The sequence below is a fragment of the Nitrosomonas eutropha genome (assembly GCF_900116685.1).
Taxonomy (GTDB): Bacteria; Pseudomonadota; Gammaproteobacteria; order Burkholderiales; family Nitrosomonadaceae; genus Nitrosomonas; species Nitrosomonas eutropha_A.
In genome coordinates this window covers 1-25,218 of record NZ_FPBL01000014.1, presented here as the reverse complement: position 1 = coordinate 25,218, position 25,218 = coordinate 1, and the positions used below count along the sequence as shown (strand labels likewise).

Annotated in this window: 31 protein-coding genes and 2 tRNA genes; 16 read left to right on the top strand and 17 right to left on the bottom strand. The window is 49.0% G+C overall.

The window, feature by feature from the left end; genetic code table 11:
* Positions 1-195: 195 nt before the first annotated feature.
* Positions 196-990 carry an enoyl-ACP reductase FabI gene (locus tag BM331_RS10565; RefSeq protein WP_074929436.1) on the top strand — a complete coding sequence of 265 codons (795 nt, stop codon included), beginning with the start codon at positions 196-198 and terminating at the stop codon, positions 988-990.
* 26 nt (positions 991-1,016) lie between these two features.
* On the opposite strand, the gene BM331_RS10560 is transcribed toward BM331_RS10565, so the two are convergent.
* From BM331_RS10560 to BM331_RS10520, 9 genes are all read right to left on the bottom strand, one after another.
* A complete protein-coding gene (locus tag BM331_RS10560; protein ID WP_074929435.1) occupies positions 1,017-2,909 on the bottom strand; it encodes a SurA N-terminal domain-containing protein in 1,893 nt (630 codons plus the stop codon).
* A 91-nt stretch (positions 2,910-3,000) separates the two neighbouring features.
* Positions 3,001-3,077, bottom strand: a tRNA-Asp gene (locus BM331_RS10555).
* 61 nt (positions 3,078-3,138) lie between these two features.
* A tRNA-Val gene (locus BM331_RS10550) sits at positions 3,139-3,214 on the bottom strand.
* A 36-nt stretch (positions 3,215-3,250) separates the two neighbouring features.
* Complete coding sequence (locus BM331_RS10545; protein ID WP_011633774.1) at positions 3,251-3,523, bottom strand: HU family DNA-binding protein; 273 nt, start codon at positions 3,521-3,523, stop codon at positions 3,251-3,253.
* A gap of 187 nt (positions 3,524-3,710) precedes the next feature.
* On the bottom strand, positions 3,711-4,700 hold the full coding sequence (locus BM331_RS10540) for an NAD(P)H-dependent glycerol-3-phosphate dehydrogenase (protein WP_074929434.1): 990 nt from the start codon (positions 4,698-4,700) through the stop codon (positions 3,711-3,713).
* Positions 4,697-5,185 (bottom strand): SH3 domain-containing protein, encoded by a 489-nt coding sequence (locus BM331_RS10535; protein WP_074929433.1) that lies wholly within the window; start codon positions 5,183-5,185, stop codon positions 4,697-4,699. The genes BM331_RS10540 and BM331_RS10535 overlap by 4 nt, the downstream gene beginning before the upstream one ends.
* A gap of 3 nt (positions 5,186-5,188) precedes the next feature.
* Positions 5,189-5,674, bottom strand: a complete 486-nt coding sequence (secB, locus tag BM331_RS10530) for a protein-export chaperone SecB (RefSeq protein WP_074929432.1) — start codon at positions 5,672-5,674, stop codon at positions 5,189-5,191.
* 71 nt (positions 5,675-5,745) lie between these two features.
* Positions 5,746-6,003, bottom strand: a complete 258-nt coding sequence (gene grxC / locus BM331_RS10525) for a glutaredoxin 3 (RefSeq protein ID WP_074929438.1) — start codon at positions 6,001-6,003, stop codon at positions 5,746-5,748.
* 29 nt (positions 6,004-6,032) lie between these two features.
* Positions 6,033-6,446 carry a rhodanese-like domain-containing protein gene (locus BM331_RS10520; RefSeq protein ID WP_074929437.1) on the bottom strand — a complete coding sequence of 138 codons (414 nt, stop codon included), beginning with the start codon at positions 6,444-6,446 and terminating at the stop codon, positions 6,033-6,035.
* Between the two features lie 161 nt (positions 6,447-6,607).
* Between BM331_RS10520 and argJ the strand changes: the two genes are divergently transcribed.
* Genes argJ through BM331_RS10505 form a run of 3 tightly spaced genes read left to right on the top strand, consistent with a single transcriptional unit; the run spans position 6,608 to position 9,659 of the window.
* Positions 6,608-7,837 carry a bifunctional glutamate N-acetyltransferase/amino-acid acetyltransferase ArgJ gene (gene argJ, locus BM331_RS10515; RefSeq protein ID WP_074929431.1) on the top strand — a complete coding sequence of 410 codons (1,230 nt, stop codon included), beginning with the start codon at positions 6,608-6,610 and terminating at the stop codon, positions 7,835-7,837.
* 1 nt (position 7,838) lies between these two features.
* Entirely contained in the window at positions 7,839-8,711 is an 873-nt protein-coding gene (locus tag BM331_RS10510; RefSeq protein ID WP_074929430.1) for an ATP-binding protein, read from the top strand.
* A gap of 12 nt (positions 8,712-8,723) precedes the next feature.
* Positions 8,724-9,659 (top strand): Nudix family hydrolase, encoded by a 936-nt coding sequence (locus BM331_RS10505; RefSeq protein WP_074929429.1) that lies wholly within the window; start codon positions 8,724-8,726, stop codon positions 9,657-9,659.
* A 24-nt stretch (positions 9,660-9,683) separates the two neighbouring features.
* Here the strand turns inward: BM331_RS10505 and BM331_RS10500 are convergent, their stop codons facing one another.
* Positions 9,684-10,856 carry an NAD(P)/FAD-dependent oxidoreductase gene (locus BM331_RS10500; protein WP_074929428.1) on the bottom strand — a complete coding sequence of 391 codons (1,173 nt, stop codon included), beginning with the start codon at positions 10,854-10,856 and terminating at the stop codon, positions 9,684-9,686.
* A 123-nt stretch (positions 10,857-10,979) separates the two neighbouring features.
* Between BM331_RS10500 and mpl the strand changes: the two genes are divergently transcribed.
* Positions 10,980-12,362 carry a UDP-N-acetylmuramate:L-alanyl-gamma-D-glutamyl-meso-diaminopimelate ligase gene (gene mpl, locus BM331_RS10495; RefSeq protein WP_074929427.1) on the top strand — a complete coding sequence of 461 codons (1,383 nt, stop codon included), beginning with the start codon at positions 10,980-10,982 and terminating at the stop codon, positions 12,360-12,362.
* Between the two features lie 183 nt (positions 12,363-12,545).
* Here mpl and BM331_RS10490 read toward each other — a convergent pair whose 3' ends face one another.
* Positions 12,546-13,424, bottom strand: a complete 879-nt coding sequence (locus tag BM331_RS10490; RefSeq protein WP_074929426.1) for a porin family protein — start codon at positions 13,422-13,424, stop codon at positions 12,546-12,548.
* A 406-nt stretch (positions 13,425-13,830) separates the two neighbouring features.
* Between BM331_RS10490 and aat the strand changes: the two genes are divergently transcribed.
* The 6 genes from aat to BM331_RS12065 are packed head-to-tail and all read left to right on the top strand — an operon-like array spanning position 13,831 to position 17,901.
* Entirely contained in the window at positions 13,831-14,529 is a 699-nt protein-coding gene (gene aat / locus BM331_RS10485; RefSeq protein WP_074929425.1) for a leucyl/phenylalanyl-tRNA--protein transferase, read from the top strand.
* Positions 14,530-14,543: 14 nt separating this feature from the next.
* Positions 14,544-15,257, top strand: coding sequence for an arginyltransferase (locus tag BM331_RS10480; protein ID WP_256214898.1), 714 nt, complete (start codon positions 14,544-14,546; stop codon positions 15,255-15,257).
* Positions 15,258-16,286 (top strand): quinone-dependent dihydroorotate dehydrogenase, encoded by a 1,029-nt coding sequence (locus BM331_RS10475; protein ID WP_074929421.1) that lies wholly within the window; start codon positions 15,258-15,260, stop codon positions 16,284-16,286. It abuts the gene before it with no gap.
* The gene (locus BM331_RS10470) at positions 16,276-16,932 is read left to right on the top strand and encodes an RnfABCDGE type electron transport complex subunit B (protein WP_074929419.1); all 657 of its coding nucleotides are present in this window, start codon (positions 16,276-16,278) and stop codon (positions 16,930-16,932) included. The genes BM331_RS10475 and BM331_RS10470 overlap by 11 nt, the downstream gene beginning before the upstream one ends.
* Complete coding sequence (gene nth, locus BM331_RS10465; protein WP_074929417.1) at positions 16,929-17,588, top strand: endonuclease III; 660 nt, start codon at positions 16,929-16,931, stop codon at positions 17,586-17,588. Before BM331_RS10470 ends, nth begins: the two co-directional genes overlap by 4 nt.
* Before the next feature lie 49 nt (positions 17,589-17,637).
* A complete protein-coding gene (locus BM331_RS12065; RefSeq protein ID WP_143100958.1) occupies positions 17,638-17,901 on the top strand; it encodes a hypothetical protein in 264 nt (87 codons plus the stop codon).
* A 215-nt stretch (positions 17,902-18,116) separates the two neighbouring features.
* Here BM331_RS12065 and BM331_RS10455 read toward each other — a convergent pair whose 3' ends face one another.
* The 4 genes from BM331_RS10455 to BM331_RS10440 all read right to left on the bottom strand — a co-directional run bounded on the left by BM331_RS10455 (position 18,117) and on the right by BM331_RS10440 (position 21,591).
* Entirely contained in the window at positions 18,117-19,022 is a 906-nt protein-coding gene (locus tag BM331_RS10455; protein ID WP_074929413.1) for a transglycosylase SLT domain-containing protein, read from the bottom strand.
* Positions 19,023-19,306: 284 nt separating this feature from the next.
* Complete coding sequence (locus BM331_RS10450) at positions 19,307-20,869, bottom strand: TerC family protein (protein ID WP_074929411.1); 1,563 nt, start codon at positions 20,867-20,869, stop codon at positions 19,307-19,309.
* A 235-nt stretch (positions 20,870-21,104) separates the two neighbouring features.
* Positions 21,105-21,341: a hypothetical protein gene (locus tag BM331_RS10445; RefSeq protein ID WP_074929409.1), complete on the bottom strand. Its 237-nt coding sequence runs from the start codon at positions 21,339-21,341 to the stop codon at positions 21,105-21,107.
* A gap of 49 nt (positions 21,342-21,390) precedes the next feature.
* Positions 21,391-21,591: a hypothetical protein gene (locus BM331_RS10440; protein WP_074929407.1), complete on the bottom strand. Its 201-nt coding sequence runs from the start codon at positions 21,589-21,591 to the stop codon at positions 21,391-21,393.
* A gap of 403 nt (positions 21,592-21,994) precedes the next feature.
* Between BM331_RS10440 and mntA the strand changes: the two genes are divergently transcribed.
* Together mntA and hepT are read left to right on the top strand one after the other, a co-directional pair.
* Positions 21,995-22,390: a type VII toxin-antitoxin system MntA family adenylyltransferase antitoxin gene (gene mntA / locus BM331_RS10435; protein WP_074929405.1), complete on the top strand. Its 396-nt coding sequence runs from the start codon at positions 21,995-21,997 to the stop codon at positions 22,388-22,390.
* Positions 22,380-22,808, top strand: a complete 429-nt coding sequence (gene hepT / locus BM331_RS10430; protein WP_074929403.1) for a type VII toxin-antitoxin system HepT family RNase toxin — start codon at positions 22,380-22,382, stop codon at positions 22,806-22,808. Before mntA ends, hepT begins: the two co-directional genes overlap by 11 nt.
* 58 nt (positions 22,809-22,866) lie before the next feature.
* On the opposite strand, the gene BM331_RS10425 is transcribed toward hepT, so the two are convergent.
* Together BM331_RS10425 and BM331_RS10420 are read right to left on the bottom strand one after the other, a co-directional pair.
* Positions 22,867-23,238 (bottom strand): type II toxin-antitoxin system VapC family toxin, encoded by a 372-nt coding sequence (locus tag BM331_RS10425; protein WP_074929402.1) that lies wholly within the window; start codon positions 23,236-23,238, stop codon positions 22,867-22,869.
* Positions 23,235-23,432 (bottom strand): type II toxin-antitoxin system VapB family antitoxin, encoded by a 198-nt coding sequence (locus tag BM331_RS10420; protein ID WP_074929401.1) that lies wholly within the window; start codon positions 23,430-23,432, stop codon positions 23,235-23,237. Before BM331_RS10420 ends, BM331_RS10425 begins: the two co-directional genes overlap by 4 nt.
* Positions 23,433-23,953: 521 nt before the next feature.
* Here BM331_RS10420 and BM331_RS10415 point away from each other — a divergent pair.
* The 3 genes from BM331_RS10415 (at position 23,954) to BM331_RS11890 (ending at position 24,979) form a co-directional block, all read left to right on the top strand.
* Entirely contained in the window at positions 23,954-24,163 is a 210-nt protein-coding gene (locus BM331_RS10415) for a type II toxin-antitoxin system RelE/ParE family toxin (protein WP_256214899.1), read from the top strand.
* A gap of 3 nt (positions 24,164-24,166) precedes the next feature.
* Positions 24,167-24,466, top strand: coding sequence for an addiction module antidote protein (locus BM331_RS10410; RefSeq protein ID WP_074929400.1), 300 nt, complete (start codon positions 24,167-24,169; stop codon positions 24,464-24,466).
* A gap of 189 nt (positions 24,467-24,655) precedes the next feature.
* Positions 24,656-24,979 (top strand): hypothetical protein, encoded by a 324-nt coding sequence (locus BM331_RS11890; RefSeq protein WP_074929398.1) that lies wholly within the window; start codon positions 24,656-24,658, stop codon positions 24,977-24,979.
* Positions 24,980-25,218: the final 239 nt, after the last annotated feature.

Sequence of the window (25,218 nt, the reverse complement as noted above, 5' to 3'; positions counted from 1 at the left end):
CGTCTCCCGGATGCGATTGATTTGTTTGTGGAAACATAATCTTACGCAAAAAGGCAGGCGCTCACCTCCTCTTTCCTTATCCCGAACTCAGGTTACATGTATTACAGGGACAGTAATTCAGCAAGCCAAACCGTAAAAACCTCATACGGCCAGGGCATGTTTTAGTTAAACAAATACCAATTGGAGTTTTCGATTATGGGATTTCTAGCCGACCGGCAAATTCTGATTACAGGCCTGCTTAGTAACCGATCCATTGCTTACGGTATCGCCAGGGCAATGCATCGCGAAGGGGCCAAGCTGGCATTTACTTATCAATCAGAAGATTTACGCGAGCGCGTCAGCAAGCTGGCCGCAGAATTTAACAGCGATCTGCTGTTTCGCTGTGATGTCAGCCAGGACGAAGAAATTAACCGCTGCTTCAGCGAATTGGCGAGCCACTGGGATGGACTGGATGGAATCGTACATTCTATTGCCTTTGCTCCGCGCACGGCCCTGACTGGTGATTATTTGGAAAGCGTCGATCGGCAATCCTTCCAGATTGCCCATGATGTCAGTTCATACAGCTTTGCTGCACTGGCAAAAGCTGCTCTGCCGCTGATGCAGGGAAGATCAGCCGCTCTGCTGACACTTAGCTACCTCGGTGCCGTGCGTGTTATGCCGAACTATAATGTGATGGGATTGGCCAAGGCAAGCTTGGAAGCCAATGTCCGCTTTATGGCGTCAAGTCTCGGTAAACAGGGGATCAGGGTGAATGCTATCTCAGCTGGCCCAATCAAGACACTGGCGGCAGCAGGAATCGGTAATTTTGGCAAGTTACTGGGTTATGCTGAAAAAGTTGCACCTTTGAAAAGGAATGTGACAACCGAGGAAGTTGGTAACGTAGCCGCTTTTCTCTGCAGCAATCTGGCCAGTGGCATTACCGGCGAAATTACCTACGTTGATGCCGGATTCAATACTGTCGCATTTAATCTGGATACTGACGAGCAGTAGCCTGCAGGCTACTGCTTCGCTTCTTATCAGTCACTCTCCTCAACTGGCTTGATTTTTACTTCGTAGCGTTGCCTGAGGCCAGCAAGATAGGCATTTAATTCTTCCTGGCCGTGCACCTGCTGCAACTGATTGATGAGAAGAGTATATTGGGATGATTCACTTTCGGTAGCTGGTACTTTCACCTGATTGATCCGAATCAGGTCAAAACTACCCTTGTTGGTCTTGATTCCAGTATAAGCAGGGAGTTTTTCCACATCTGTTTGAAAGAGTGCATGCAGGATCTCTTCATCCCCCCCTCTTTTCTGAGTATAGGAAATTTCTACCGGCTCTCCCCATTCCAGGGAATCATCAGCCTCTCCCGCCTGCAATTTGGCAAGCTTCTGTTTGCCTTCTTCCTCGGTGGTTTCAGCCGCGATTTGCTGCTTCAGAAGTTCAATAATCTTATCCTTGACCAGTCCGAGTGATTGCGCGCTGGCGGGATGATGCTCAAGTACTCTGGCCGAAACGAAAGTATCAGGCGCCACTTCGATCGCTTCGGTATTGTAATGGTCACGAATGGCACTCTCCGAAAATATTGCCTGAAGCATACGTTCATTGGCAACGACTGACGGCTCCTTCGAATTACGATCAATCCAGTCACTTTGCTGAACAGGCAGATTAAACATCTGTGCTACAGGTTGCAATGTGTCACTCTGCTCATAAACGATATTGCTGAAATCTTCGGATAGCTCGCCAAATCTGTCAGCAGCCTTCTGACGCTGGAGCGTTTGTCTGATGCCTTCCTTGACTTCATCAAATTTGGCCACATCCACATCTTTCACTGCAGCCAGCCTGATAATGTGAAAACCAAACGGAGTTTCTACCAGACCGCGTATTTCACCCGGCTGCATCTCAAACGCCGCATCCTCAAAGGCCTTGACCATCAAGCCACGTGCAAAGAAACCAAGATCTCCACCCACTTTCGCCGAACCCGGATCTTCTGACAATTCCTTAGCCAACTCCGGAAACTCGTCCGGATCCTGCTTGACTTGTTCCAGAATTTGTTCTGCTTTGGCCTTAATAGCCGCCTTTTGCTCTTCAGTTGCGTCAACAGGAACAGTCAGCAATATATGGCTGGCTCTCCGTTCCTCAGCCTGACCAAACTCATCCTGATGCTCATCAAAATATTTTTTGATTTCTTCATCAGAAATCTGCTCCTGCTTCGCTAATTCTTCCAAAGAAAGCACAACATATTCGATCCGAACCCGTTCTGGCAGCGTGAAATCCTGACGATGACTGTCATAGTATGACTGAATAACAGTCTCATCAGGTACAGCCTGATTAATGTATTGTTCGGGATTGATTGACGCCCGATTAATCTCGTACTTTGTTTCGCTGAGTGAGGCTATTTTGTCTGCAACAGTTTTGGAGACGATAACACTCCCGGTAATACCTTCCAGCAGCTGTTGTCGCATAAGATCACCCGCCAGTCTCGCTTCAAACATTGCAGGGGACATCCCCTGGCGCTGAAGCAATTCACGGTAACGTTCATACGAAAATTTATCGTCCTCGTGGAAAAGCGCGATATTCTGAATTTCAGCAGTCAGGCGAGAATCCAGCACGGCCAGCCCAACTTGTCCGGCTTCATGGCGTAACAGCTTCTGCTGGATCAGATTTTCCAGAACAGCCGTACGCATCTGCGGATTATCCAGCAGGCTGGCATCAAAATTTTCCCCCAGCATATTACGCAGATTTTCCTGCTGATTACGCAAAGCCTGCTCATATTCCTGGCGGCTGATTTCCTCACCATCAACAGTTGCAACATCACTCGCACTGCCCATGCCTTGATACGACTCCAGCCCCCAGAACAAGAATGGCAAAAGAGCAATAAAAAGCACGATCTGAACTATCGTCTTCTTTTGGTTTACAAAATCAAACACGGCGAATACCCGAAAAAAAGGAAACAGAGAAAAACAGGGGGAGAAAAAGATGCCATATCATCATGACTGGACATTACACGAAGTAAAGATATGGCGGAGTGGACGGGACTCGAACCCGCGACCCCCGGCGTGACAGGCCGGTATTCTAACCAACTGAACTACCACTCCCAGTATTACATTCTCTAATAAGAGATTAGTTATAAGACAACTGTTTACCCAACAATTCTGCTGGTGGGTGCTGACGGGATCGAACCGCCGACATTCGCCTTGTAAGGGCGACGCTCTACCAGCTGAGCTAAGCACCCGAACCCACCGATCTTTTCTTTGCTATCGAAGGAGCGCTAGTTTACAGCATCTTTCAGCGCTTTGCCAGCAGTGAATTTAGGCACTTTGGCTGCCTTGATTTTTATCTCGGCACCGGTACGCGGATTACGTCCCGTACGGGCAGCCCGCTCCCCAACCTTGAAAGTTCCAAAACCTACCAGGGTGACGCTGTCATTCTTGCTAAGCGCATCCTTAATAGCAGATAACGCACCATCCAGTGCATTACCTGCTTCTGCTTTTGTAATATCGGCATGACGAGCAATCGCTTCGATGAGTTCAGATTTATTCATAAAATTCCCCTTTGTTTTGCTTCGTTAGGTTGCAGGAAAACACCTCTTTTTACACAGACAACTCTGTAGAAACCCTTATATCAAGCCGCTTTACAGCGGTCAAGTGTTTAACCGGAAATCAGCTTCATTTTTGATAAATTCCCGTTCTACCCGGATTGAAAAAGTACCACATCAGGAAAATCTGCTCTCAATCTGTTTCCGCGCCAGGTTCACGATCAAGCATATTCCTGATTGCATTCTCAACCGGTATTTGTTCGTACAAAATGCTGTAAACCGCTTGGGTTACGGGCATATCAATTTGCAGCTGCTGTCCTATTTCGTGCGCCTCTCGAACTGTATACACACCTTCAGTGACATGCCCAATCTCAAGCAGAATCTCTGACAACTGCCGCCCGGCAGCAAGCATCATCCCAACCTGACGATTTCTTGACAAATCACCGGTACAAGTCAAAATCAGATCCCCGATTCCGGTCAAACCGGTAAAGGTTTTCCTGTGCCCGCCCAGCGCCACACCCAGCCGGGTAATTTCCGCCAGTCCACGCGTAATTAGCGCCGCTCTTGCATTATTGCCAAACGCAAGTCCATCAGAAATCCCGGCAGCAATTGCAATTACATTCTTGAGCGCTCCGCCAACTTCAACCCCAACCACATCACTGCTGGAATAAACACGTAAAATTGAAGTATGAATCTCACTGGCAATTCGTCTGGCAAAAGTATCCTCATCAGAAGCCAGCGTCAGTGCAGCAGGAAGTCCCATCGCCACCTCTTGGGCAAAACTTGGGCCAGACAATACACCACAGGTAATCCCTGCCGGATAAACATCCTCAACCACTTGACAGGGAAGTTTTGCAGAACCTGCTTCAAATCCCTTGCAACCCAGAACAAGTGGCAATGATTGATTCAAAGCCGTTATCTGCTGCAAAGTTACGCGCAACCCTGCAACGGGCACAACCACAAGAACCAGCTCTGCCCGCTCCAGCGCATCACTCAGCGCAGAAGTAAGATGAATGGAATCCGGCAAATACTGTCCTGGCAAATAACGCTGATTGATGCGCAACGCCACCAGTTCTGCCAGGTGCCCTGTATTACGGGTCCATAACGTTACGCGATGACGTGCCGACAGATAAATTGCCAGCGCAGTTCCCCAAGCTCCCGCGCCAAGCACTGCGATATTCATACGCCCCAGACTTGATCAGTTCTGATATAGCCGATCTGGCCATCTTGATGTCTTACCTTTACCCACCCATTTGCGGCAGCGCCCAACCATTCCAGCACCACATCCTGCCGAGCTTGAAACACCAGCGATGAAGTCTGATCTGGGGATTGATAAACACTGCCAATAGAAGCATTGACGATCACAAACCGTTTCGGACTGAGATTTTTATCTTCCACCCAGGCAAGGTATCCATGATAATCCCGTATCTTTACCCATCCCACTACCTTTACCACCACTTCCAGGGGCAGATTCACACCCGCCACATATAATTTTCCGGCATTGAGAGAAGGGGCATCGTATAGAGTAACTGCCGACGTCGCTATCGACAGGAACTCATTTTTACTTCTTTCCTGTGCAACAGCCTTACAGGAAAAAAACAGCAGAATCAACAATGGGAACAGCAGGCTGGTTGTAACAAACCCGGCCCGGGATAGCTGAAATATCATGAATCAGTGCCTGGTCGTATTATCCGCAGGCTGATCAGGCTGTGATTCAGCCGCTTCCTGCTGTTTTTTCTGATGATAAATTGCCTCAAAATTGACCGGATTGAGAATCACAGGCGGGAATCCGGCGCGTGTTACCGTATCCGAGATCGTTTCGCGCAGATAGGGAAACAGAATATTCGGGCACAGAACACCTAATACCGGCTCGATCTCATTCCCGGGAACATTACGTATCCGGAAAATACCAGCCTGATGCGCCTCTACCAGAAACATAACCTTATCCTTTTCCTTCAGCCGCGCCGTGACAGTCGCCGTCACAGTTACCTCGTGGATCTCCCCTTCTATAACATTATCACTGGTAGCCAACTGAAGATTGATCTCAGGAGATTCCCGTTCCAGAAAAACCTGAGGAGCATGGGGAATTTCCAGTGATAAATCCTTGACATACACTTTTTCGATAACAAAAACGGGCTGCTGCTGTGGTTCAGTCATGGTTGATTCCGGTTAAATACATTTATCAAAAATAAGTCAGCTTTCAATAACAATCAGATACCAGCAGACATTCAGTCAGCCAGCAAACTGGCCAGCTCACCCTGTCGATCCAGAATCGACAGATCGTCATACCCCCCAACATGAGTCTGTCCAATATAGATTTGCGGAACCGTTCGTCGTCCGGAACGCTGCATCATCTCGGCTCGCTGCTCCGGCTGCAGATCCACTCTGATCTTCTCAATCTCTTCCACGCCTCTTGCACGCAATAATTTTTCTGCCATGGTGCAATAGGGGCAAAATCCGGATACATACATCACTACCCTGGGCATTTTGTCTCTTCCCGTGTCGTTATCATCCATCACTTTTTCACCAATGGAAGATTTTCACGCTGCCAGGTTTCAATACCACCGGACAGATTGAAAACCTGTTTAAAACCATTTTTTCGCAAAACGGCACCAGCTCGCCCCGGCCGCAACCCGGGCGTAAAGATGATAACAACAGGTTTATCCCTAAATTTTTCCAGCTCCTGCCAGCGCTCTTCTATCTGCTCCACCGGAATATGGGTAGCATTGGGCGGATGGCCACCGACATACTCACCTTCATCCCTGACATCCAGCACCAGAGCATCTTCATAATTAATCAATCGAATAGCCTGCTTTGAACCAATATCGCGGACGGAGTTACGCGCAACCACCGGCCATAGCAGCATGCCACCACTCAGCATTGCCGCCACGATAAAAAACATATTGTCTACCAGAAAAGTTGATTCCATAGATGTATCCAGAATGTATCCGAACCCGCTAAAAATCGTTATTTTAACAAAGTACTCGCGAAACTCCATTCATAGTTTTAGATAATGGAATAATTCCAGGCAACCCGGCGATTTCCTGCGGGATAGGTTACGATAACGTTTTTTCTTACAGACTCTCATTCATGCCAGTCAACATTCCACTGCTACTACCTGAACAGCTGCTGCCGATCCAGGGCATATCATTGGGGACGGCAGAAGCAGGCATCAAGCGATCCGGCCGAAAAGACCTGCTGGTCATCAAGCTTGCCGAAAACACACAAGTTGCCGGTGTTTTCACTAAAAACCGGTTCTGTGCCGCACCTGTTACGGTAGCCAAATCACATCTTGCAGCCCTTTTGCCGACTCGCGCACTGGTGATCAATACTGGCAATGCAAATGCTGGCACCGGCCAATCCGGTATTGATTACGCATACGCCACTTGCGCCGCGCTGGCCGGGCTCATTGGCTGCCAGGTACAACAGATATTGCCATTTTCCACCGGCGTCATCATGGAGCCACTGCCGGTAGAAAAAATTACTGCCTGCCTGCCCCAGGCAGTGGCAAACCTGGTACCGGACAACTGGTTTGCCGCAGCTCAGGCAATCATGACGACCGACATTGTGCCCAAGGGCGTTTCCCGCCAGATTCAATTGGGCGGAACGACCGTCACCATCACCGGCATCGCCAAAGGTTCGGGCATGATCCATCCGAATATGGCCACCATGCTTAGTTATATCGCTACGGATGCAGCTATTACACAACCCTTGCTGAACGATCTGGTGCACCACACGGCCAATCAATCCTTCAACCGCATCACCGTAGATGGCGATACTTCCACTAACGATGCACTGATATTGATGGCTACCGGACAGGCAGGCAATCAGACGATCTCGGCATCCACCGATCCTCGGCTTGCTCCCCTGCAGGCTGCCATTACCGAAGTGGCCATTCTGCTTGCCCAGATGATTGTGCGCGATGGCGAGGGTGCAACCAAATTCATCACTGTGCAAGTGGAAAGTGGCAAAACAGAGGAAGAATGCAGCAAGGTTGCCTATGCCATCGCGCATTCCCCACTGATCAAAACGGCCTGCTTTGCATCCGATCCCAATCTGGGGCGAATTCTGGCTGCCATCGGTTATGCCGGCATTGAGGATCTGGATGTCAATCTTGTTCAGCTTTATCTGGGAGATAACCTGGTCGCCGAACACGGCGGCCGTGCTGCCAGCTATCGTGAAGAAGAGGGTCAACGTATCATGCAGGCACCAGAAATCACCATCCAAGTAAAACTCAACAGGGGAAATGCAGCCACCACGATATGGACCTGTGATCTTTCCTACGATTACGTAAAAATCAACGCCGACTATCGCAGCTGATATGAATGATTCCGAACTGTTTTTCCAACGCTTAGACCAACTGTTAACGCGCATTGAGGACATCCTCCCCACCCGGATACAGCACGCTGATCTTGACGCACACATTGCCTTTCGCTGGCGTAAACACGACAACACCGGTTTTCTACAGGCGATAAGCCACCCGCATACGATTACGCTGAATGAACTGCTGAATATCGAAGAGCAGAAGCAGGCACTTGATCGCAATACCCAGCAGTTTGTCTCCGGATTCCCAGCTAATAATGTATTACTGACTGGCGCGCGTGGCACCGGCAAATCCTCATTGATCAAAGCATTGTTGAACCGCTATGCAGATCAAGGCTTACGTATAATCGAGGTAGATAAACAAGGACTCACTGATCTGCCCGACATTGTCGAATTCATTGATCAGCGTCCGGAGCGCTTCATTCTGTATTGTGATGATTTGTCATTTGAAGCAGATGAACCGGGTTACAAAGCACTGAAAGTCGTTCTTGATGGTTCCATTTCCACCACATCCGACAACGTACTGGTTTACGCCACCTCCAATCGTCGTCATCTGATCCCGGAATTCATGCATGAGAATTTGGCAACCCGACATGTGGAGGGCGAAATCCACCCAGGGGAAACTACCGAGGAAAAGATTTCGCTATCAGAACGTTTTGGTCTGTGGCTGTCTTTTTATCCATTCGATCAGGAGCAATATCTGGAAATTGTTCAGCACTGGCTCTCACAACATGGTATCAGCAGATTATCTGGCCCGGCCCGGCAAGAAGCGCTTCGCTGGGCGCTGGCAAGAGGTTCTCGCAATGGACGGGTTGCTCGCCAATTTGCCCGTGATTGGGCAGGTCAGCAAAAATTGGCAAAAGCCGAATAGGGCAAAAATAATATGCCCGACTTACCGCTGGTTGAAGTTGCTGCTGCCGTCCTCATCCGCTCGGATGGCAATTTCCTGCTCACCTGTCGGCCGGCCGATAAACCTTACGCCGGCTACTGGGAATTTCCCGGGGGGAAAATAGAAACAGGAGAATCTCCTGTTCAGGCACTGTCACGTGAGTTAGACGAGGAGCTGGGCATTACTCTCGACAAAGCCACGCCATGGCTGACACGGCTATTCAGTTACCCGCATGCCACGGTACGACTCAGGTTTTACCGGGTAATTAGCTGGCAGGGTGAGCCTGTCCCCCGTGAACAGCAATTACTCGCCTGGCAAACCGCCGACAACGTCACCGTTTCCCCTCTGCTTCCAGCCAATACCCCCATTCTGCGCAGCTTGGCATTACCCTCGATCTATGCAATTACCCGTGCAGCTGAAGCGGGCGTGGAGGCATCATTGTTATCCATCCGGCAGGCTTTTCAGAGTGGAATAAAACTTCTACAAATCCGTGAAAAAACCATGCCGCCCGATCAACTGGAATGCTATGTTCAGACTGTATTGCAACTTGCCCGGAATCATCAGGCGACAGTACTGCTCAACGGGAATATCGCACTGGCGCAAACAGTGCAGGCTGATGGCGTTCATCTGACTTCAACTCAATTGCTATCGCTGACTGCCCGGCCAACTGTTAACTGGTGCAGTGCTTCCTGCCACAACGCAGAAGAACTCAAGCGCGCTGAGCAGCTGGGCGTTGATTTTGTAACACTGAGTCCCGTCTGCCCTACATTCAGCCATCCCGGGGCTCCCTCACTGGGATGGGATAAGTTTTCTGCCCTCCTCCGGGATTACCCGCTGCCGGTATATGCATTAGGGGGATTATTGCCAGCCGATCTGGCAATCGCCCAGGAACATGGCGCGCATGGCATTGCCATGATGCGCGGTATCTGATTTCTGCTGAACAGTGTTAATAGACTACACCAGATAAGTATCCACTCCGCTCAACAGCAAATCGTACTGAGCTTCGACAATTTCCTTGATAATCTGTGCAGGAATACCTGTTACCACATTGTTTTCGACCGCCAGCCAGCCTACCGCATCATCCGGCCCCAGGCTGACCACGTAACCGAGATCTCGATGCAGATACGGCTCAAGCACCTTGAGCATACCGGAGTGGCGCAACATATTACGGGCAGCCAGTTTCCCTTTACGCACTGCTGACTGGGCAGTCATCGTATTCGATCCCAGTGATTGGTAAACCGAACAATCGCCCGCAGCAAACACATGCTCCAGTGGCTTGCCAGCCGCCATCACCTGACCGAACAAGTTGGTTTTGATCAGATTACCCGGCCTGTTGCCGGTGAATGCCAGCGAAAGAATGGAAGGCAATACAAAATGTCGCCCGCTGGTTTTATCTTCCAGCAGCAGTTTATCCGCACGCTGCTCCAAAAAGTGTACCCCTGGATAGAACTCGATATCCAGCTCCAGCAGGCGTTTTTCCACATACCAGGAAAATCCTTTTGGAAACTGTTGTAATACTCGCTCCTTGTCATCCACCAGCCGCAGGCCGTGATTAATCCGGTGGCGATATAGATAGTCGGCCAGCTCAAACAAAAACTGGATGCCGGTTGCTCCGCCACCAATTACGGATATGTACGATCTTTCACTATTTTTCGTTTCCAGAAATCTGTCCAGCAGATCAGCACCGGAAACAGTAAAAAAATCCTCCAAGCCAAACACATTTTTTGTAGCGTGACTACCCATATCATTCTGACATGCGAGCCTTGCACCCGATGCTACCAACAGGTAATCAAATGGAACCCGGACATCACCTGCCTGCAAGCAATGATCTTGCTGCCACTGGCATAACATCGATTCATCCAGCGACAATGTGCTGCGAATGTAGCGACAACCAAAGCGCTGCTCCAAAGCCGTATACGGAACCAGCAAATCAGATAATGGATAGCGGAAAGTTTCATGCAAATGGGTGATTTTGAGATGATTGATTCCGGGATCAATCAGCGTGATCTCCGCGTCCGAGCTGTAGCGCCGTAACGTAGTCATCGCAGCAATCCCTGCGTAACCACCCCCTGCAATCACTATCTTCAATCGTCTGTTTTTTGGTATATACAATGGCAGAAGCGCCATTCATGCCTCCTTCCCAAATTTAACGGAAACCAGCGTAGCACGGATACATCCCCCGGTCACGCCTCGCGTATAATCACCTGCTCAACCAATTGCCTCCTTCATAATCACCCTGCCGGAACATTCATGCATATTCACATTCTTGGAATCTGCGGTACTTTCATGGGCGGACTGGCGGTACTGGCACGCGCTGCGGGTCATACCGTCACCGGCTGTGATGCCAACGTCTACCCGCCAATGAGCACACAGTTACGCGATCAAAATATCGAATTGATCGAAGGCTATAGCACCGATCAGATTAAGCTGGCGCCTGATTTATTCGTAGTTGGCAACGTCGTCACACGCGGCAACCCGTTAATGGAGGCCATTCTCGATGCGCATCTGCCCTACACATCCGGCCCGCAATGGCTGGCACAGCACCTGCTGCATAACCGCTGGGTGCTTGCCGTTGCCGGTACGCATGGCAAAACCACCACCAGTTCAATGCTTGCCTGGATTCTGGAATACGCCGGACTTGCCCCCGGTTTCCTCATCGGCGGCGTCCCGGAGAATTTTGGCCTGTCTGCCCGTCTGGGGCATATCGACGAAGAACAAACTCTCTCTCCTTTCTTTGTCATCGAAGCGGATGAATACGACACCGCCTTCTTCGACAAGCGCTCCAAATTTGTGCACTATCAGCCCAAAACTGCGGTACTCAATAACCTTGAATTTGATCACGCGGATATTTTCCCGGATCTGGCAGCGATCGAGCATCAGTTCCATCACCTTGTGCGCATCGTTCCGCGCAATGGATTGATTATTGTCAACGGCTGTGATGAAACCCTGCAGCGCGTGTTGCATCAAGGATGCTGGACGCCTGTAGAAAAATTCGGGGTAGATGAAGGCTGGCAAATCACCACGGAGCACGATCAAAACCAGTCAATCCGTTTCCAGGGTAAACCGCAGGGAATATTGCACTGGGAGTTACTGGGAGAACATAACCGCATGAATGCACTGGCAGCGCTGGCTGCAGCGCGTCACGCCGGCGTACCGGCACCACTTGGCATTGAAGCCTTATCCCACTTTAAAAATGTGAAACGCCGCATGGAGCTGCGCGGGATTATTCACGATATTCACATCTATGATGATTTTGCGCATCACCCCACCGCTATTCAAACAACCTTGGCAGGGTTGCGCGACAAGATTGGTTCAGCACGCATCCTCGCTGTGCTGGAGCCACGTTCCAATACCATGAAACTTGGTGTCTGGCAGGACAGCCTCGCCGCCAGTCTGAATCAGGCCGATCAGGTATTCTGCTATGTCCATCAGATGGGCTGGGACGTAGCTTCAGCCCTCACTTCCCTCAGCAATAAAGCTGACATTCACCATGATCTGTCTGCCATGATCAGCGCCATCACTACTGCGGCACAACCGGGTGATCATATCTTGATCATGAGTAACGGCAGCTTTAATGGCCTGTACGATAAACTGCTTGATGCCTTGCGCAACCAGATTAACCTGTCCTCCTGACACTCATAAAAAAACCCCGCCAAAACTTAGGCGGGGTATAAAGGCTTCGTCACAAAATCTGTTGCTTGGGCTCCGATTTTGCTCGAAGCGAGAAGAGAGAAATACTCGTCACTACTGAGAAAACAAACTACGATTGAAACAGTTTCTAACTAATTTTCTATATCAAAAAATGCTTACCCTGCCTTAAAACCCGATTCCGAGATAACCACCAGCGGTAAATCCACTGACATCCACCCCATCAATCTTGCCAGCCAGATGGTATCTGGCATCTGCACCGATATACATCGATTTCCAGATGTTGTAATCGGCACCCACGCCGAACATGACACCTGGTTCCAGCACGGTGATGGATTCGGAAGGCGGGCTGACAACATGGATTGCCAGACCAGCCGGAATAATCCATGGCCTGAATTTACTACCTTCCATGAACTTTATTTTCGGTGCTGCCGTCAACGTAAACTGACTGACAGTTACATTACGCGGTACACCTGTTGGATCCACGAGCAGAGTTGGATTACTGGCAAGCGGATTCCCCTTCACCTTGTTACTAAATTGCTTATATTCAAACATCAGCTCAGCGAATACACTGGTCCCCGGCATAATTCCCCAAGCATCATTGGTCAGACTGAAATCAAACCCGGCACCCACATACCAGGCATCCTTGCCCGCTCGATCCTGCATCCCGATAGGAGCTACAGCACTCTGGATGGAAACACCATTGCGAAGATGGTCACTATGCGCAAAGCCACCCCGGAAAAACAGCATGTGCTTATGGGCAGCATGTTCAATTTCATGCTCCTTGTGTTCTTTTTTTTCTTCCGAAGCTACTGCCCGCAATTTTTGATCAACTTTTTGCTCATGCATCACGGTATCGGACTTAACCTTATCCAGCTCGCCCCGGATAGATTGCAATTGCTGTTCAAGCAACCTGATCTGCTCTTCCAAAACCTGTGTTGATGCACCTTCGGCAAATGTCTGTGGCGCCCCCAACAGCATTGAGGCACCGAATACACCGATCACAGTATTTAATACAGCACGCTTTCCGAATGGATTATGACTCACCCTGTTCTCCTTTCTTGTTTTATGTATATGCAAATGTTGCGTGACAAATGCTAAATAACTATTGGGAGGAATACTTTGATCTATATCAAGGTTGCGCTGTTTTCTGCTATTTGCGCCCGGATTGAACTGAAAACACGGTCCTTCCGATTATTGTTATTGAATAAAAAACCATCCGGACAAATAATTCACACTAGCCCAATGGTCATTCCCTTCGCAACGAGCGTAACACAGCAGAAACTACCCATAAAACCAGTACCCATGCGGGCTGCGGCAATGTGGCTCGTGGAGGATTCGTACGAAGTACCCTAATTAATGGTAGATACTAGATAATTGCAGACATGATGATCTTGATCTGCATCAAGAAAATGCCATTTGCCATTGTTTACCTGAAGATATTGTTTCAGCCATGATTCGCACACTCTTTTCCGATACCCCCTTTCCACCACTGGAACAGGCACTGATCGAACCTAATGGTTTACTGGCCGCTGGCGGAGATCTGTCGCCAGAACGCCTGATCTCTGCCTATCGGCAAGGAATTTTTCCCTGGTTCAATCAGGGGGAGGTCATACTCTGGTGGAGTCCAAACCCAAGAATGGTACTGTTTCCGCAAGAATTGAAAGTTTCTCGTTCACTGCACAAGACGTTGAAGAAAAATCACTATCAGATCCGGACAGACAGCGCCTTCGCGCAAGTCATGCAAGCTTGTGCAGCACCGCGCGAGAAACAAACTGGCACTTGGATACATCCTGAAATGGTTGCAGCCTACACCGCACTCCATCAGCGCGGGATAGCGCATTCAGTCGAAACCTGGGTGGATGGAGCGCTGGTCGGCGGGCTATACGGCGTAGCCATTGGCAAGGCATTTTTTGGCGAATCAATGTTTTCCCGGGTACCCGATGCCTCCAAAATTGCACTGGTTTATCTGGCCAGGCAACTGGAGCACCGGGGCTATGGCCTGATCGACTGCCAGATGAAAACAGCTCACTTGATGTCAATGGGCGCACGTGAAATTCCAAGATCCAGATTCTCTGAGTTACTGAGTGGACTGACCGTCCAATCAGAGCAAAACAGAAAATGGCATTTTGATTTCACCCGTCCGGAATGACTGGAACAGCAACAATGGATTTTCAAACTACCAAAAGCTATCCATGCGGTTATTTACCAGGACAGCTTGCCCGTTCCCGCATTGCGATTACCAACAACACGCCAGATACTGATGCCTATGCACAACTGATCCAGCAGGGGTATCGTCGCAGTGGCAATTTCATCTATCGCCCGGATTGCGAGCTGTGTCATGCTTGCATCCCCGTGCGCATCCCGGTAGAGCAGTTTCATCCCAACCGCATCCAGTGCAGAATATGGAAACGACATCAGCATTTGCAAGCCACTCGGCATCCCCTTCATTTTGATCCTGCACACTTTGATCTCTACCAGCGCTACCAGAAATCGCGTCACCCCGGCGGAAGCATGGATCTTGATGATCAAAACGGGCATGAACAGTATCGCAATTTTCTCCTGCAAAGTACGGTCGATTCCTTTCTGGTAACATTTCATGAAGATCAGCAGCTGCGCATGGTCAGTATTATTGATCAGCTGCCGGATGGGCTTTCTTCGGTGTATACCTTTTTCGATCCGGATGTCACCGGAACGAGTTATGGCACCTTTAATATCCTGTGGCAAATTGCACAATGCCATCATGACTGGCTGCCCTACCTTTATCTGGGCTACTGGATCAAAAACAGCCGAAAAATGCGCTATAAAGCCAATTTCCAACCACTACAACTGCTGGTTGACAACCAATGGCAATGCCGGGAAACCTGCACAACAATCTGAATGACATACAATCTGTTACGCCCATTACTATTTTTGCTTGATGCCGAAACCGCCCACACCCTTACTCTGGATGCGCTCGGGTTACTAAAGAAAACTGGGTTATTACCCAATCGCGCCGTCCACTGCGCACCTGTTCGCGTAATGGGGCTGGATTTTCCCAACCCGGTCGGGCTGGCTGCCGGTCTCGACAAGAACGGCGCATATATCAGCGCACTGGCCCGGCTGGGATTTGGCTTTATTGAAGTGGGAACTGTTACCCCGCGCCCGCAACCTGGTAATCCCCGCCCACGGCTGTTTCGCGTCCCGCAGGCTGAAGCAATCATCAACCGGATGGGATTTAACAACGTTGGTATAGATAAACTGATAGAAAATATCCGGCAGGCAGATTATCAAGGCATATTAGGCATCAACATCGGTAAAAATGCTGATACGCTCCTGCAAAACGCGGTAGATGACTACCTGATCTGTTTACGCAAGGCGTACCCATATGCCAGTTATGTCACCGTCAATATTTCCTCACCTAATACGAAACAACTCAGGCAGTTGCAAAATGAAACCGAACTGGAGCAACTGCTGGGCACACTCAAGACGGAACAAACCCGACTCAGCGATCAGCATGGCCGCTACACCCCGCTGGCCGTCAAAATCGCACCCGATCTGGAATCTGCTCAAATTGAAGTAATCGCCTCGCTACTACTGAAACACCGTATGGATGCCGTGATTGCAACCAATACCACCACCGCACGTGATGGCCTTGAACACCTGCCGCATGGTGATGAACAAGGCGGATTGAGCGGCACACCATTAACGGAACGCAGCACCGCCGTCATCCGCCAGCTTGCCACGCATCTTCAGCAAGCCATTCCCATCATTGGGGCGGGTGGCATCATGTCGCCCCTGAATGCACAAGCCAAAATAGAAGCCGGTGCCAGCCTGGTACAGGTTTACTCCGGATTGATTTACCATGGCCCGAATCTGGTTTCGGAAATCACCTCACTACTTTGCTCTCGTCCACCCCATGCCGGATAAAAGTAAATTGATTGAACGGATCGATGCCGTGTTGCCACAAACCCAATGCGGCCAGTGCAAATTTGATGGATGCCGTCCTTATGCCGTGGCGATTGCTGAGGGGCGCGCAGATATTGATCAATGTCCGCCTGGTGGCGATGCCGGTACTGCCGCCATTGCCGCCATCCTCAACATTGCTCCCAAGCCACTCAATACGGCTTATGGCCACCCCAAACCACTGGCAGTCGCCATCATTGATGAAGCGCAGTGTATCGGCTGCACCTTCTGCCTGCGCGCTTGTCCGGTGGACGCCATCATCGGCGCGGCCAAATGCATGCATACCGTCCTGACCGAGTTATGCACCGGCTGTGAACGTTGCATCGCACCCTGTCCGGTGGACTGTATCAGCATGGTGCCCGTGTCTGAGCCCGCCACACCTGAAATTCGGCAACAAATAGCTGACAGCGCGCGTGAGCGGTATCATCTCAGACAACTCAGACTGGCACGCAACCGACAGGAATCCCGGAAACCAAAACAGAACAGACTTGGAGCAAATACTATCTCCGCTACACAACCAGCAACCGATATGAAAAAAGCAGCCATCCAGGCAGCGATGGAACGTGCACGCGCAGCACTTGCGCGTTCCAACATTCCGTCTAAAGAATGAATACCACCAAACGCCGGGAGATATTCACCCGATTCAGGCAGGCCAACCCCCATCCGACCACGGAACTCGAATACAGCACACCGTTTCAGTTACTGGTTGCCGTCATCCTCTCGGCACAAGCTACTGATAAAAGCGTCAACCTGGCTACACGCAAACTATTCCCGATGGCCGATACACCAGAGAAAATTCTGCGACTGGGAGAAATCGGCCTCAGTCCATTCATTCAGCGCATCGGTCTATACCGTACTAAAACCAGAAATATCCTCGCTACCTGCCAGTTACTGATCGAGCAACATCACAGTAAAGTCCCGCGCACCCGCACAGAACTGGAGAAACTGCCGGGAGTCGGCCGGAAAACCGCCAATGTGATTCTGAATACCGCCTTTGGCGAACCCACCATCGCAGTCGATACCCACATCTTCCGCCTGGCTAACCGCACCGGCATTGCTCCGGGTAAAAATGTGCTGGAAGTTGAGCAAAAATTGCTCAAGGTTATTCCGGAAGAATTTCGGCAAGATGCTCACCACTGGCTAATTCTGCACGGACGCTATACCTGCAAAGCCAGGAAGCCCTTATGTCAGCAATGTCTGATTGTAGATTTATGCGAATTCAAAGAGAAGAACCTGGAAGAAACTACACCCTCACCCGATTTATAAATCGCACTACCCAACTAGAACGCGCCAGCGCATTCTGCGATTATGGCTCATGCATAGTGTAAAATTTTTCGACAGCACTTGTTGGATTGCTTTCCCCTGCAAGGTTCACAAAGGCAGCAGAAGTGATGCCGAGTTGCTTCTACCTGCTTCCTTCACACTGACAGTCACGGCTAAAGATCTACAGGCACATCGTAATGCGAGGCAAATTCCAACAACCCCGTCTTCGCGAGGCTCCCCGAGCCGTGGCAATCCAGCATCCTTCATCACCCTGACTGCTGCTGGATTGCTTCACGCTACAGGCGTACCGCAATGACGCCATATCTGCCGTAAATTGGCCTTTAACTGCGAGCGAAATGAGTGCCAGGCTGACGCAGCAATCCAGAGTAGCTGCAGCCGGGAACAGGTTACGGATATGCAACTTGACAATACTGTGATTGAATTGCTCGATGCCGTTGGTGTCCACAAAACCAACTGCTTTTACAGATATTTAGAAGTGATGGAAATTTGTTTTGCGAGATGGCCAACGTCTCATTGCTCAGCTGCAACCGAGGTGAAGATGAAGGAAGCTCTGCTGACCACGCCGGGCTGGTACGGATGAGTAGTTTTGTTATAACGTGACAAGATTTTGTCGACATATTTTACAGTTTCTGGATAAGGCGGAATGCCGCGATATTTCTCGACCGCTCCCTCCCCGGCATTGTATGCCGCAGCAACCAGTGCCACATCTCCCTTGAAGAAAGCGAGCAGCCATCTCAGGTAAGCCATGCCACCCTTAATATTATCTTCTGCATCAAAAGTATCCTTGACCTGAAACCTCTCTGCTGTTTCCGGGATCAATTGCATCAATCCCTGAGCATTCTTGGGTGAAACCGCCAGTACATTAAAACCGGATTCAACCGAAATAACTGCCAGCACAAGACCAGGATCTATCTCGTATTGTGGTGCCAGTTTCTCCACAAGAACAGACACGGATTGGTTAACGTAATATTTGTTTGGTGTTGTATTGGCGCGAGCATAAATATTTTTGTTCAGGCAATCCGGTAACTGTATCTTTGGATTGGCCGGCACAGGCATGAACTGCAGCATTTTCTGTGCATAGGTATGCCCCCGAGCGGCGGCCATTTCAAACAGACTGGCAGCAATGCTGTCATTACGCTCAACACCACGCCCATTGGCATACATCCATCCCAGTGCATATTGCCCCTCCGCCGAACCCAGTCTGGCTGCCTGACAATACAATTCCACCGCTTTTTCTCTATCTTGTTGCACGCCTTCGCCATGTTCATATTGGCGAGCCTGTAATACCAATATTTCGACATCATTTGCAGCGTTACCGGGCATTCCCCGGGAAACAGGTTCACTGCTGTAAGTGACAGCAGCATGCAGAGCTAAAACACTCAACACAACCCACTGCCATTTTTGGAAGATGCGCATATTTCTCTTCTGCCTGGAGAGTTAAGGTTTTGTTTTATTATTAGATATCAAGCAACAATCATGCCAAAAAGAGAGAATATCCAGAACCCTGGGATAACCATTTGCCCGCAGGCAAAAATTCTCAAGTCATTTTCTGACAAAATAACGACAGGAAAACGGCCTTGCAGATAGTGTAAAAAATTTCGACAGATGTGCGCTCAACGGAAAAATCAATTTCAGCCCTCACTCCTTTCACTTCGCCAGCGGCAAAACAATCTTCCAGCATCTTCTTTGAATCAATCCCCTTACTCACTCTCAGACTGCACGCGGTACACACGTACTTTGCCGATATTATGCCGATTGACTGAAACAATTTCAAAAATCAAGTCATCAACTGTAATCTGCTCCCCTGCGCCTGGAATATAACCCAGCTGCCAGAGCAGATAGCCCCCGAGCGTGGAATAGCGCTCAGCATCATCAACCAGATCATATTCCAATAAATTGGATACCTTGCGGATACTGATCCATCCATCCATCAGCCATGAGCCATCCACCTGCTGCTCCACCACCATTTTTTCTTCATCTGCATCCAGAAATTCACCAGCGATTGCTTCCAGAATATCTGCCGGCGTAACAATTCCCTCGACTGATCCATATTCTTCAACGATCACTGCTAACTGTAACGACTGATCACGGAGTTGCTCCATCAGTTTGATCACGGGCACCCGCTCATGCACCACGATGGGATGGCGCAGTGATTTTTCCAGGTTAATTTTTCCTTCTTCCAGTATATCGCGCAGCAAATCCTTGGCGAATGCAGCACCGACAAACTCATCCACACTGCCACGTGACAACAAGAAACGCGAATGACCACTGTCGATAATTTTTAACCTGATCATCTCATTGGTATTTTCCAGATCCAGCCAGTCAATATCAGTGCGCGGCGTCATAATTGACATGGCAGGGCGCTCAGCCAGCATCAGCACGCCCTCAATCATCTCCTTTTCCTCCCGGGCGAACAGATCGTTTTTGGCAACCTGCTGTGCAATCACTTCCGCAGTCTCTCCCAACCCGACTTCACCTCCCTTCCCACCAAGCAACCGTAATACGGCCTCTGCGGTACGGTCACGCAAATCTCCGGTGGTAATAAATTTTTCCTTGTTATGCCGAGCGAGCTGGTTAAACGCTTCAATCAGAATCGAGAAACTGATTGCTGCGTAAAGATATCCTTTGGGAACATGGTAATTAAAGCCTTCAATCACGAGCGAGAAACCGATCATCATCAAAAAACCCAGGCACAAAATCACAACAGTGGGATGTTTCGAGACGAAAGTCATCAGCGGCCCGGACGAAATCATCATGACAGCCACCGCAATGATGACAGCAATCATCATCACCGCCAGATGTTCCACCATCCCCACTGCTGTAATCATGCTGTCCAGCGAAAAAACCGCATCCAACACAATAATCTGGACAATGACCTGCCAGAATACAGCATGCACATGCTTGCCCTCTTTCTGCCCGGAATGCCCTTCCAGCCGTTCGTGCAGCTCCATCGTCCCCTTAAAAAGCAGGAATAAACCTCCAAATAGAAGAATGATATTCCGCCAGGACAGCTCAATATCAAAAACCGTCAGCAGCGGCGTGGTCAGCGTAATGACCCAGGAAATAGAGGCAAGCAGAATGAGGCGCATGACAAGCGCCAGAGACAAACCGACAATCCGCGCCCTTTCACGCTGATTTAACGGCAATTTATCTGCCAATATCGCGATGAAAACGAGATTATCAATCCCCAGCACAATTTCCAGAATAACCAGTGTTGCCAGACCCGCCCACGCAGCAGGGTCAACTACCCATTCAAAAAACACTTTTACTGATACCCGAGATAAATTAAGAAACTGTAATTAAGAATTTGAAATACCCGGATCCGGGTAAAAAGAAGTTGTACAGTGACCAGAAGTAAATAACCAATATAGTACAAGTTTTTCAGCTAACCAAATGCTGAAAACAAAAGCTATATTTTGTCATACGCCGAGAGAGGGTTAGGAGCAACTCTATCCATTTATCAACCGAGAATCACATGCAAAATATTGCAGGAACCACTTACAACAACGAGAAACTGCGCAAAATTGCCTCAATTTTTTTATCTTCCTTCGCCAGTTCGCGCAAAGTATGCAGCATGCGTGTCAGTTTCGAGCCCTCGGGAGATTGCAGCTCCAGATCCTTTTCCAGATCCCGTTCAAGCCGCTTAAGGCGTGTGTCCATAGGACGCAATGTTGAGTAGCGATCCCATACAATAAAACCAATCAGACCGAATATGCCAGCAATTGTCACCAGCATCAGCTGCTGGATAAAATCCAGCCGCCGATCTATCGCCTCAAAACGCTGATCAACAGCAGCAAAGCTGCTGATCTATTTGTTCCTGCATCGCTGTAAAACGTAAATCCATTTTTTCTTCCAGTGTTTTTTGCCCAGCTCTAAGCTCCGCCAATGATTCAACGATTTCACGATCAGTAATACGCGGCGCAATCTCCACTGCAAAAGCGGATGCTGCCTGCAAGCTGATGAAGAACAACATAATTCTGATCATTTCAGTCAAATTACCAGGATATGGTTATCGGGTTACTGATTCAGTTATTGGTGATATGAGTGCATAGACAACTATAAACAATACCTGATTATTGATTTGTTTGTGTATCCTGAAGACAATTTTATTAACCAGCTTGTTATCCGTTTTTTCTTAGAATCTATTCAATACCTCACTAAAGGGCACATTACGGCGTTGAAACTGAACTCAAAATACTCACATACTTCAAGTATGCTCTGCTTTCTCGTTCAGTTTTGCCTTGTACTGCATCCCTTGATTGAGACCTTGAACAAGTTCTTACACACATTGAAAACAATCCCAAAAACACATTTAAGGAACCTCTGCGCGGATCTCACAGGATCGCTCATGGAAGACTCGCGCAAAGATTCCTTAACCATAGCGCAATATGAATCCTGATGCCCTCATCCTCTTCCTGCAAACCCGTATACCCAATCTATTGGCAATTTACGCCTTTGGTAGCCGTATTCAGGGTACAGACAAGCCGGAAAGCGATCTGGATCTAGCTGTACTGGTCGCGGGCCAGGCTGATCCGATTATCCTGTTTGAAGTCGCAAATGAACTGGCAAATATAGCTGGCTATGAAATTGACCTGCTCGATCTGCGAACAGCCTCTACCGTGATGCAATATCAAATCATTACTACCGGCCAGCGCTGGTGGGCGTCAGATATACAAGCAGCTTTATACGAAGTGGCTATTCTGAGTGAAAAAACCGCTCTTGATGAAGCACGCGCCGGGTTATTGGCAGATATTCAGCAAAGAGGAACAATCTATGGCCGATGATGTGCTGATCAATAAGGCAGCAACTATCGAACGCTGCGTGACGCGGGCACGTGAAGAATATGCCGCTAACCCGGCAGGTTTTATCACCAACCACACTCGCCAGGATGCAGCCATCCTCAATATTCAGCGAGCCTGTGAAGCAGCATTGGACATGGGCCAGCATTTGATTCGTCGTGAAAAACTGGGAGTTCCGCAAAGTACTCGCGACGTATTTTCTTTATTGGCACATGGTGGCTGGATCGATATTAAACTGGCTGACAACCTTAAACGTATGGTGAGCTTTCGGAATATCGCAGTACATGACTACATTGCCCTGCAACTGCCTATTGTCATAAAAGTCATCGAGAAACACCTGGATGATTTTTTACAATACAGCCAAACCCTATTGCTGCATGATGCAACACTGGGCAGAAACTGAACTCTGAGTAGCGCACGGCCAAGCAGAGAGTAGTAAATTATTTCCGGATCATAGCACCTCAATAAATTCCCTTACCGGAAAGCCCAAGCTGTACAGATACAGCAAGCAAGCGCTTATCTCTTGTCCACAGGGTGGAACCCGGGGCAAGGCGAATGGCAGCCAGCAGGCAAACATCCACATAACCGATACCCTGCCCTGCCAGTTGATTTTGAACAATAAACCTCATCACCTCTTCGTGAGAAGCCACGGGAGCCTGTGGTAAATTATCAAGTGCATTGAAAATAACTTCACGTTGCCTGACTATTCCCAAAGCAAGCTCGCCAATCACAAAAGGATGTATCAACACCTGACCTTCATTGAGTAGTTCCACCAATCCGGAATCACCAACACGCAGGTGATCTACCCAAATGGATGTATCAACGAGTATCACAGCAACTCAGGCTGGCGTCGCACTATCTGTTCAAGCTGTGGTTCGGTGCCGCCAAGCAGAGCAAGTCGTTTAGCACTTTCCCGTTGCACGAGTGCACGCAATGCTTCCCGTACCAACGCAGTCTTTTCTGTTAACCCTGTGAGCACCTCAGCTTCTTTAAGTAATTCATCGTCAATCGTGAGTGTTGTGCGCATAAAATCCTCCTAAATACCGGCATATCATAAATAATAGCATCGTTTGACTCTATTTTTGATGCCTTACGATCACGCAATCTAAAAAGTAGCACTCTTTAACCCAGAATTAACTTCATCGCGCTAAATCTGAAACAATCCTAAAAACACATTTAAGGAACCTCTGCACGGATCCCACAGGATCGCTCATGGAAGACTCGTGCAAAGGAGCGCTGTGGACGTCAAATATACAAGCAACCTTAAACGAAGTGGCTATTTTGAGTGACAAGCCGCTCTTGATGAAGCGCGCCGGATTATTGGCGGATATTCAGCAAAGAGGCCGATGATGTGCTGTTGACATCCCCCTTCCTCTCGCTAACGCTCGCCACCCATAGGGTGGAAAAGAAAAGGATTCCTATTCACTTGATATAACGTATCTCATGGGATACCATACGCGCATGAACATCATCCAGACCACTGAAGTTTTTGACGACTGGTTCAACGGTCTGAAAGATCACATAGCTAAAGCTCGAATCTAGGCACGGATCGACCGTGCAGAAGATGGAAACTTCGGTGATTGTCAACCGATGGGTGAGGATGTATCAGAAATGCGCATCCATACAGGATCTGGATACCGGATCTATTTCAAACAAATGGGACTAGAAATATTCGTGCTGCTGGCTGGCGGAAATAAGACAACACAGCAGCAGGATATCAAGGCAGCACTTGCACTAGCTCGCACAATTGGAGGATAGATAATGGACAAAGTAAAACTACGGCGCTGGGATAGCGCTGAACATCTGAAAACCGAGGAAGACATAGCCCTTTATCTGGATGCCTGCCTGGAAGCAGCAGGGGATGATGCCGCTTATATCGCCAAAGCACTGGGCAATATCGCCCGTGCGCGTGGCATGACTCAACTCGCCCGTGATACCGGTCTCGGCCGGGAAAGCCTTTACAAAGCACTGTCCGGGGAAGGAAATCCTGAGTTTTCCACCATCATGAAAGTTGTCAAGGCGCTCGGTTTGAAGCTGCATATTCAAGCACTGAACCAATAACAGAACTACTAAAGCGGAAAACAAAGTAGCAAAACCAAGATTGTGGAAGCTACCGGACAGTGAGCGAGTACCACCGTTGTTATGGCGGAAGAACAAGTTTTATTATTGTGATGTAGAATTTTAAAATGACTGTTACCTCTCAAGCAGTTGCAAACGAATTTATCCAACTTGCAAAAGAACGGGACAAACATGCAGCTGCAAAAGCTCGTTTTTATTACGCAAGGATTTTCGCTCGCCATTTTTGGTGCGCTGTTGCATATGCATAATACACATACTTGGCAATGGGAGCCGGTGATACCGAAACTATATAAATCCCTGCAAAAATACGGCTCTGATTTCGTGACTGCCTCACTTGAAACAACCGCTGAAATCATTACTGGATCTGGAAAGATCAATTCAGGCCGGATTTGGCTCGAACATTCTTACCCGGAGCTTCGGCGCTACCTGCCGCCGATTTATACATATTGCGTACCTGCAAATCCTCGATATATACCATCGCATGGCTTGGGCTGATATCGTAGTCGTGGCTTTGTGCAGGTAGTCGCGGCGAGTGTTGCCAATGTGGCAACCCAGTGCTTTTATACCCTTTTGCTGCCTTTGTTTCCGTTTATCTGGATCGCTCCACACTATCGCACGCACAAAAATAGTTGCTTATTTTAACCTGAGTTCGGGATAAGGAAAGAGGAGGTGAGCGCCTGCCTTTTTGCGTAAGATTATGTTTCCACAAACAAATCAATCGCATCCGGGAGACG

Bases quoted from the DNA above. Each gene is read 5' to 3' on its own strand.
- BM331_RS10500 (WP_074929428.1), bottom strand. From the start codon at position 10,856: ATGGCGCTTCTGCCATTGTATATACCAAAAAACAGACGATTGAAGATA.
- nth (WP_074929417.1), top strand. From the start codon at position 16,929: ATGAATACCACCAAACGCCGGGAGATATTCACCCGATTCAGGCAGGCC.
- BM331_RS11890 (WP_074929398.1), top strand. From the start codon at position 24,656: ATGCAGCTGCAAAAGCTCGTTTTTATTACGCAAGGATTTTCGCTCGCC.
- BM331_RS12065 (WP_143100958.1), top strand. From the start codon at position 17,638: ATGCATAGTGTAAAATTTTTCGACAGCACTTGTTGGATTGCTTTCCCC.
- BM331_RS10545 (WP_011633774.1), bottom strand. From the start codon at position 3,523: ATGAATAAATCTGAACTCATCGAAGCGATTGCTCGTCATGCCGATATT.
- BM331_RS10470 (WP_074929419.1), top strand. From the start codon at position 16,276: ATGCCGGATAAAAGTAAATTGATTGAACGGATCGATGCCGTGTTGCCA.
- BM331_RS10510 (WP_074929430.1), top strand. From the start codon at position 7,839: ATGAATGATTCCGAACTGTTTTTCCAACGCTTAGACCAACTGTTAACG.
- BM331_RS10475 (WP_074929421.1), top strand. From the start codon at position 15,258: ATGACATACAATCTGTTACGCCCATTACTATTTTTGCTTGATGCCGAA.
- BM331_RS10440 (WP_074929407.1), bottom strand. From the start codon at position 21,591: ATGATCAGAATTATGTTGTTCTTCATCAGCTTGCAGGCAGCATCCGCT.
- hepT (WP_074929403.1), top strand. From the start codon at position 22,380: ATGGCCGATGATGTGCTGATCAATAAGGCAGCAACTATCGAACGCTGC.
- BM331_RS10445 (WP_074929409.1), bottom strand. From the start codon at position 21,341: ATGCTGGTGACAATTGCTGGCATATTCGGTCTGATTGGTTTTATTGTA.
- BM331_RS10535 (WP_074929433.1), bottom strand. From the start codon at position 5,185: ATGATATTTCAGCTATCCCGGGCCGGGTTTGTTACAACCAGCCTGCTG.
- mpl (WP_074929427.1), top strand. From the start codon at position 10,980: ATGCATATTCACATTCTTGGAATCTGCGGTACTTTCATGGGCGGACTG.
- BM331_RS10520 (WP_074929437.1), bottom strand. From the start codon at position 6,446: ATGGAATCAACTTTTCTGGTAGACAATATGTTTTTTATCGTGGCGGCA.
- grxC (WP_074929438.1), bottom strand. From the start codon at position 6,003: ATGCCCAGGGTAGTGATGTATGTATCCGGATTTTGCCCCTATTGCACC.
- BM331_RS10410 (WP_074929400.1), top strand. From the start codon at position 24,167: ATGGACAAAGTAAAACTACGGCGCTGGGATAGCGCTGAACATCTGAAA.
- mntA (WP_074929405.1), top strand. From the start codon at position 21,995: ATGAATCCTGATGCCCTCATCCTCTTCCTGCAAACCCGTATACCCAAT.
- secB (WP_074929432.1), bottom strand. From the start codon at position 5,674: ATGACTGAACCACAGCAGCAGCCCGTTTTTGTTATCGAAAAAGTGTAT.
- argJ (WP_074929431.1), top strand. From the start codon at position 6,608: ATGCCAGTCAACATTCCACTGCTACTACCTGAACAGCTGCTGCCGATC.
- BM331_RS10480 (WP_256214898.1), top strand. From the start codon at position 14,544: ATGGATTTTCAAACTACCAAAAGCTATCCATGCGGTTATTTACCAGGA.
- aat (WP_074929425.1), top strand. From the start codon at position 13,831: ATGATTCGCACACTCTTTTCCGATACCCCCTTTCCACCACTGGAACAG.
- BM331_RS10420 (WP_074929401.1), bottom strand. From the start codon at position 23,432: ATGCGCACAACACTCACGATTGACGATGAATTACTTAAAGAAGCTGAG.
- BM331_RS10505 (WP_074929429.1), top strand. From the start codon at position 8,724: ATGCCCGACTTACCGCTGGTTGAAGTTGCTGCTGCCGTCCTCATCCGC.
- BM331_RS10455 (WP_074929413.1), bottom strand. From the start codon at position 19,022: ATGCGCATCTTCCAAAAATGGCAGTGGGTTGTGTTGAGTGTTTTAGCT.
- BM331_RS10540 (WP_074929434.1), bottom strand. From the start codon at position 4,700: ATGAATATCGCAGTGCTTGGCGCGGGAGCTTGGGGAACTGCGCTGGCA.
- BM331_RS10565 (WP_074929436.1), top strand. From the start codon at position 196: ATGGGATTTCTAGCCGACCGGCAAATTCTGATTACAGGCCTGCTTAGT.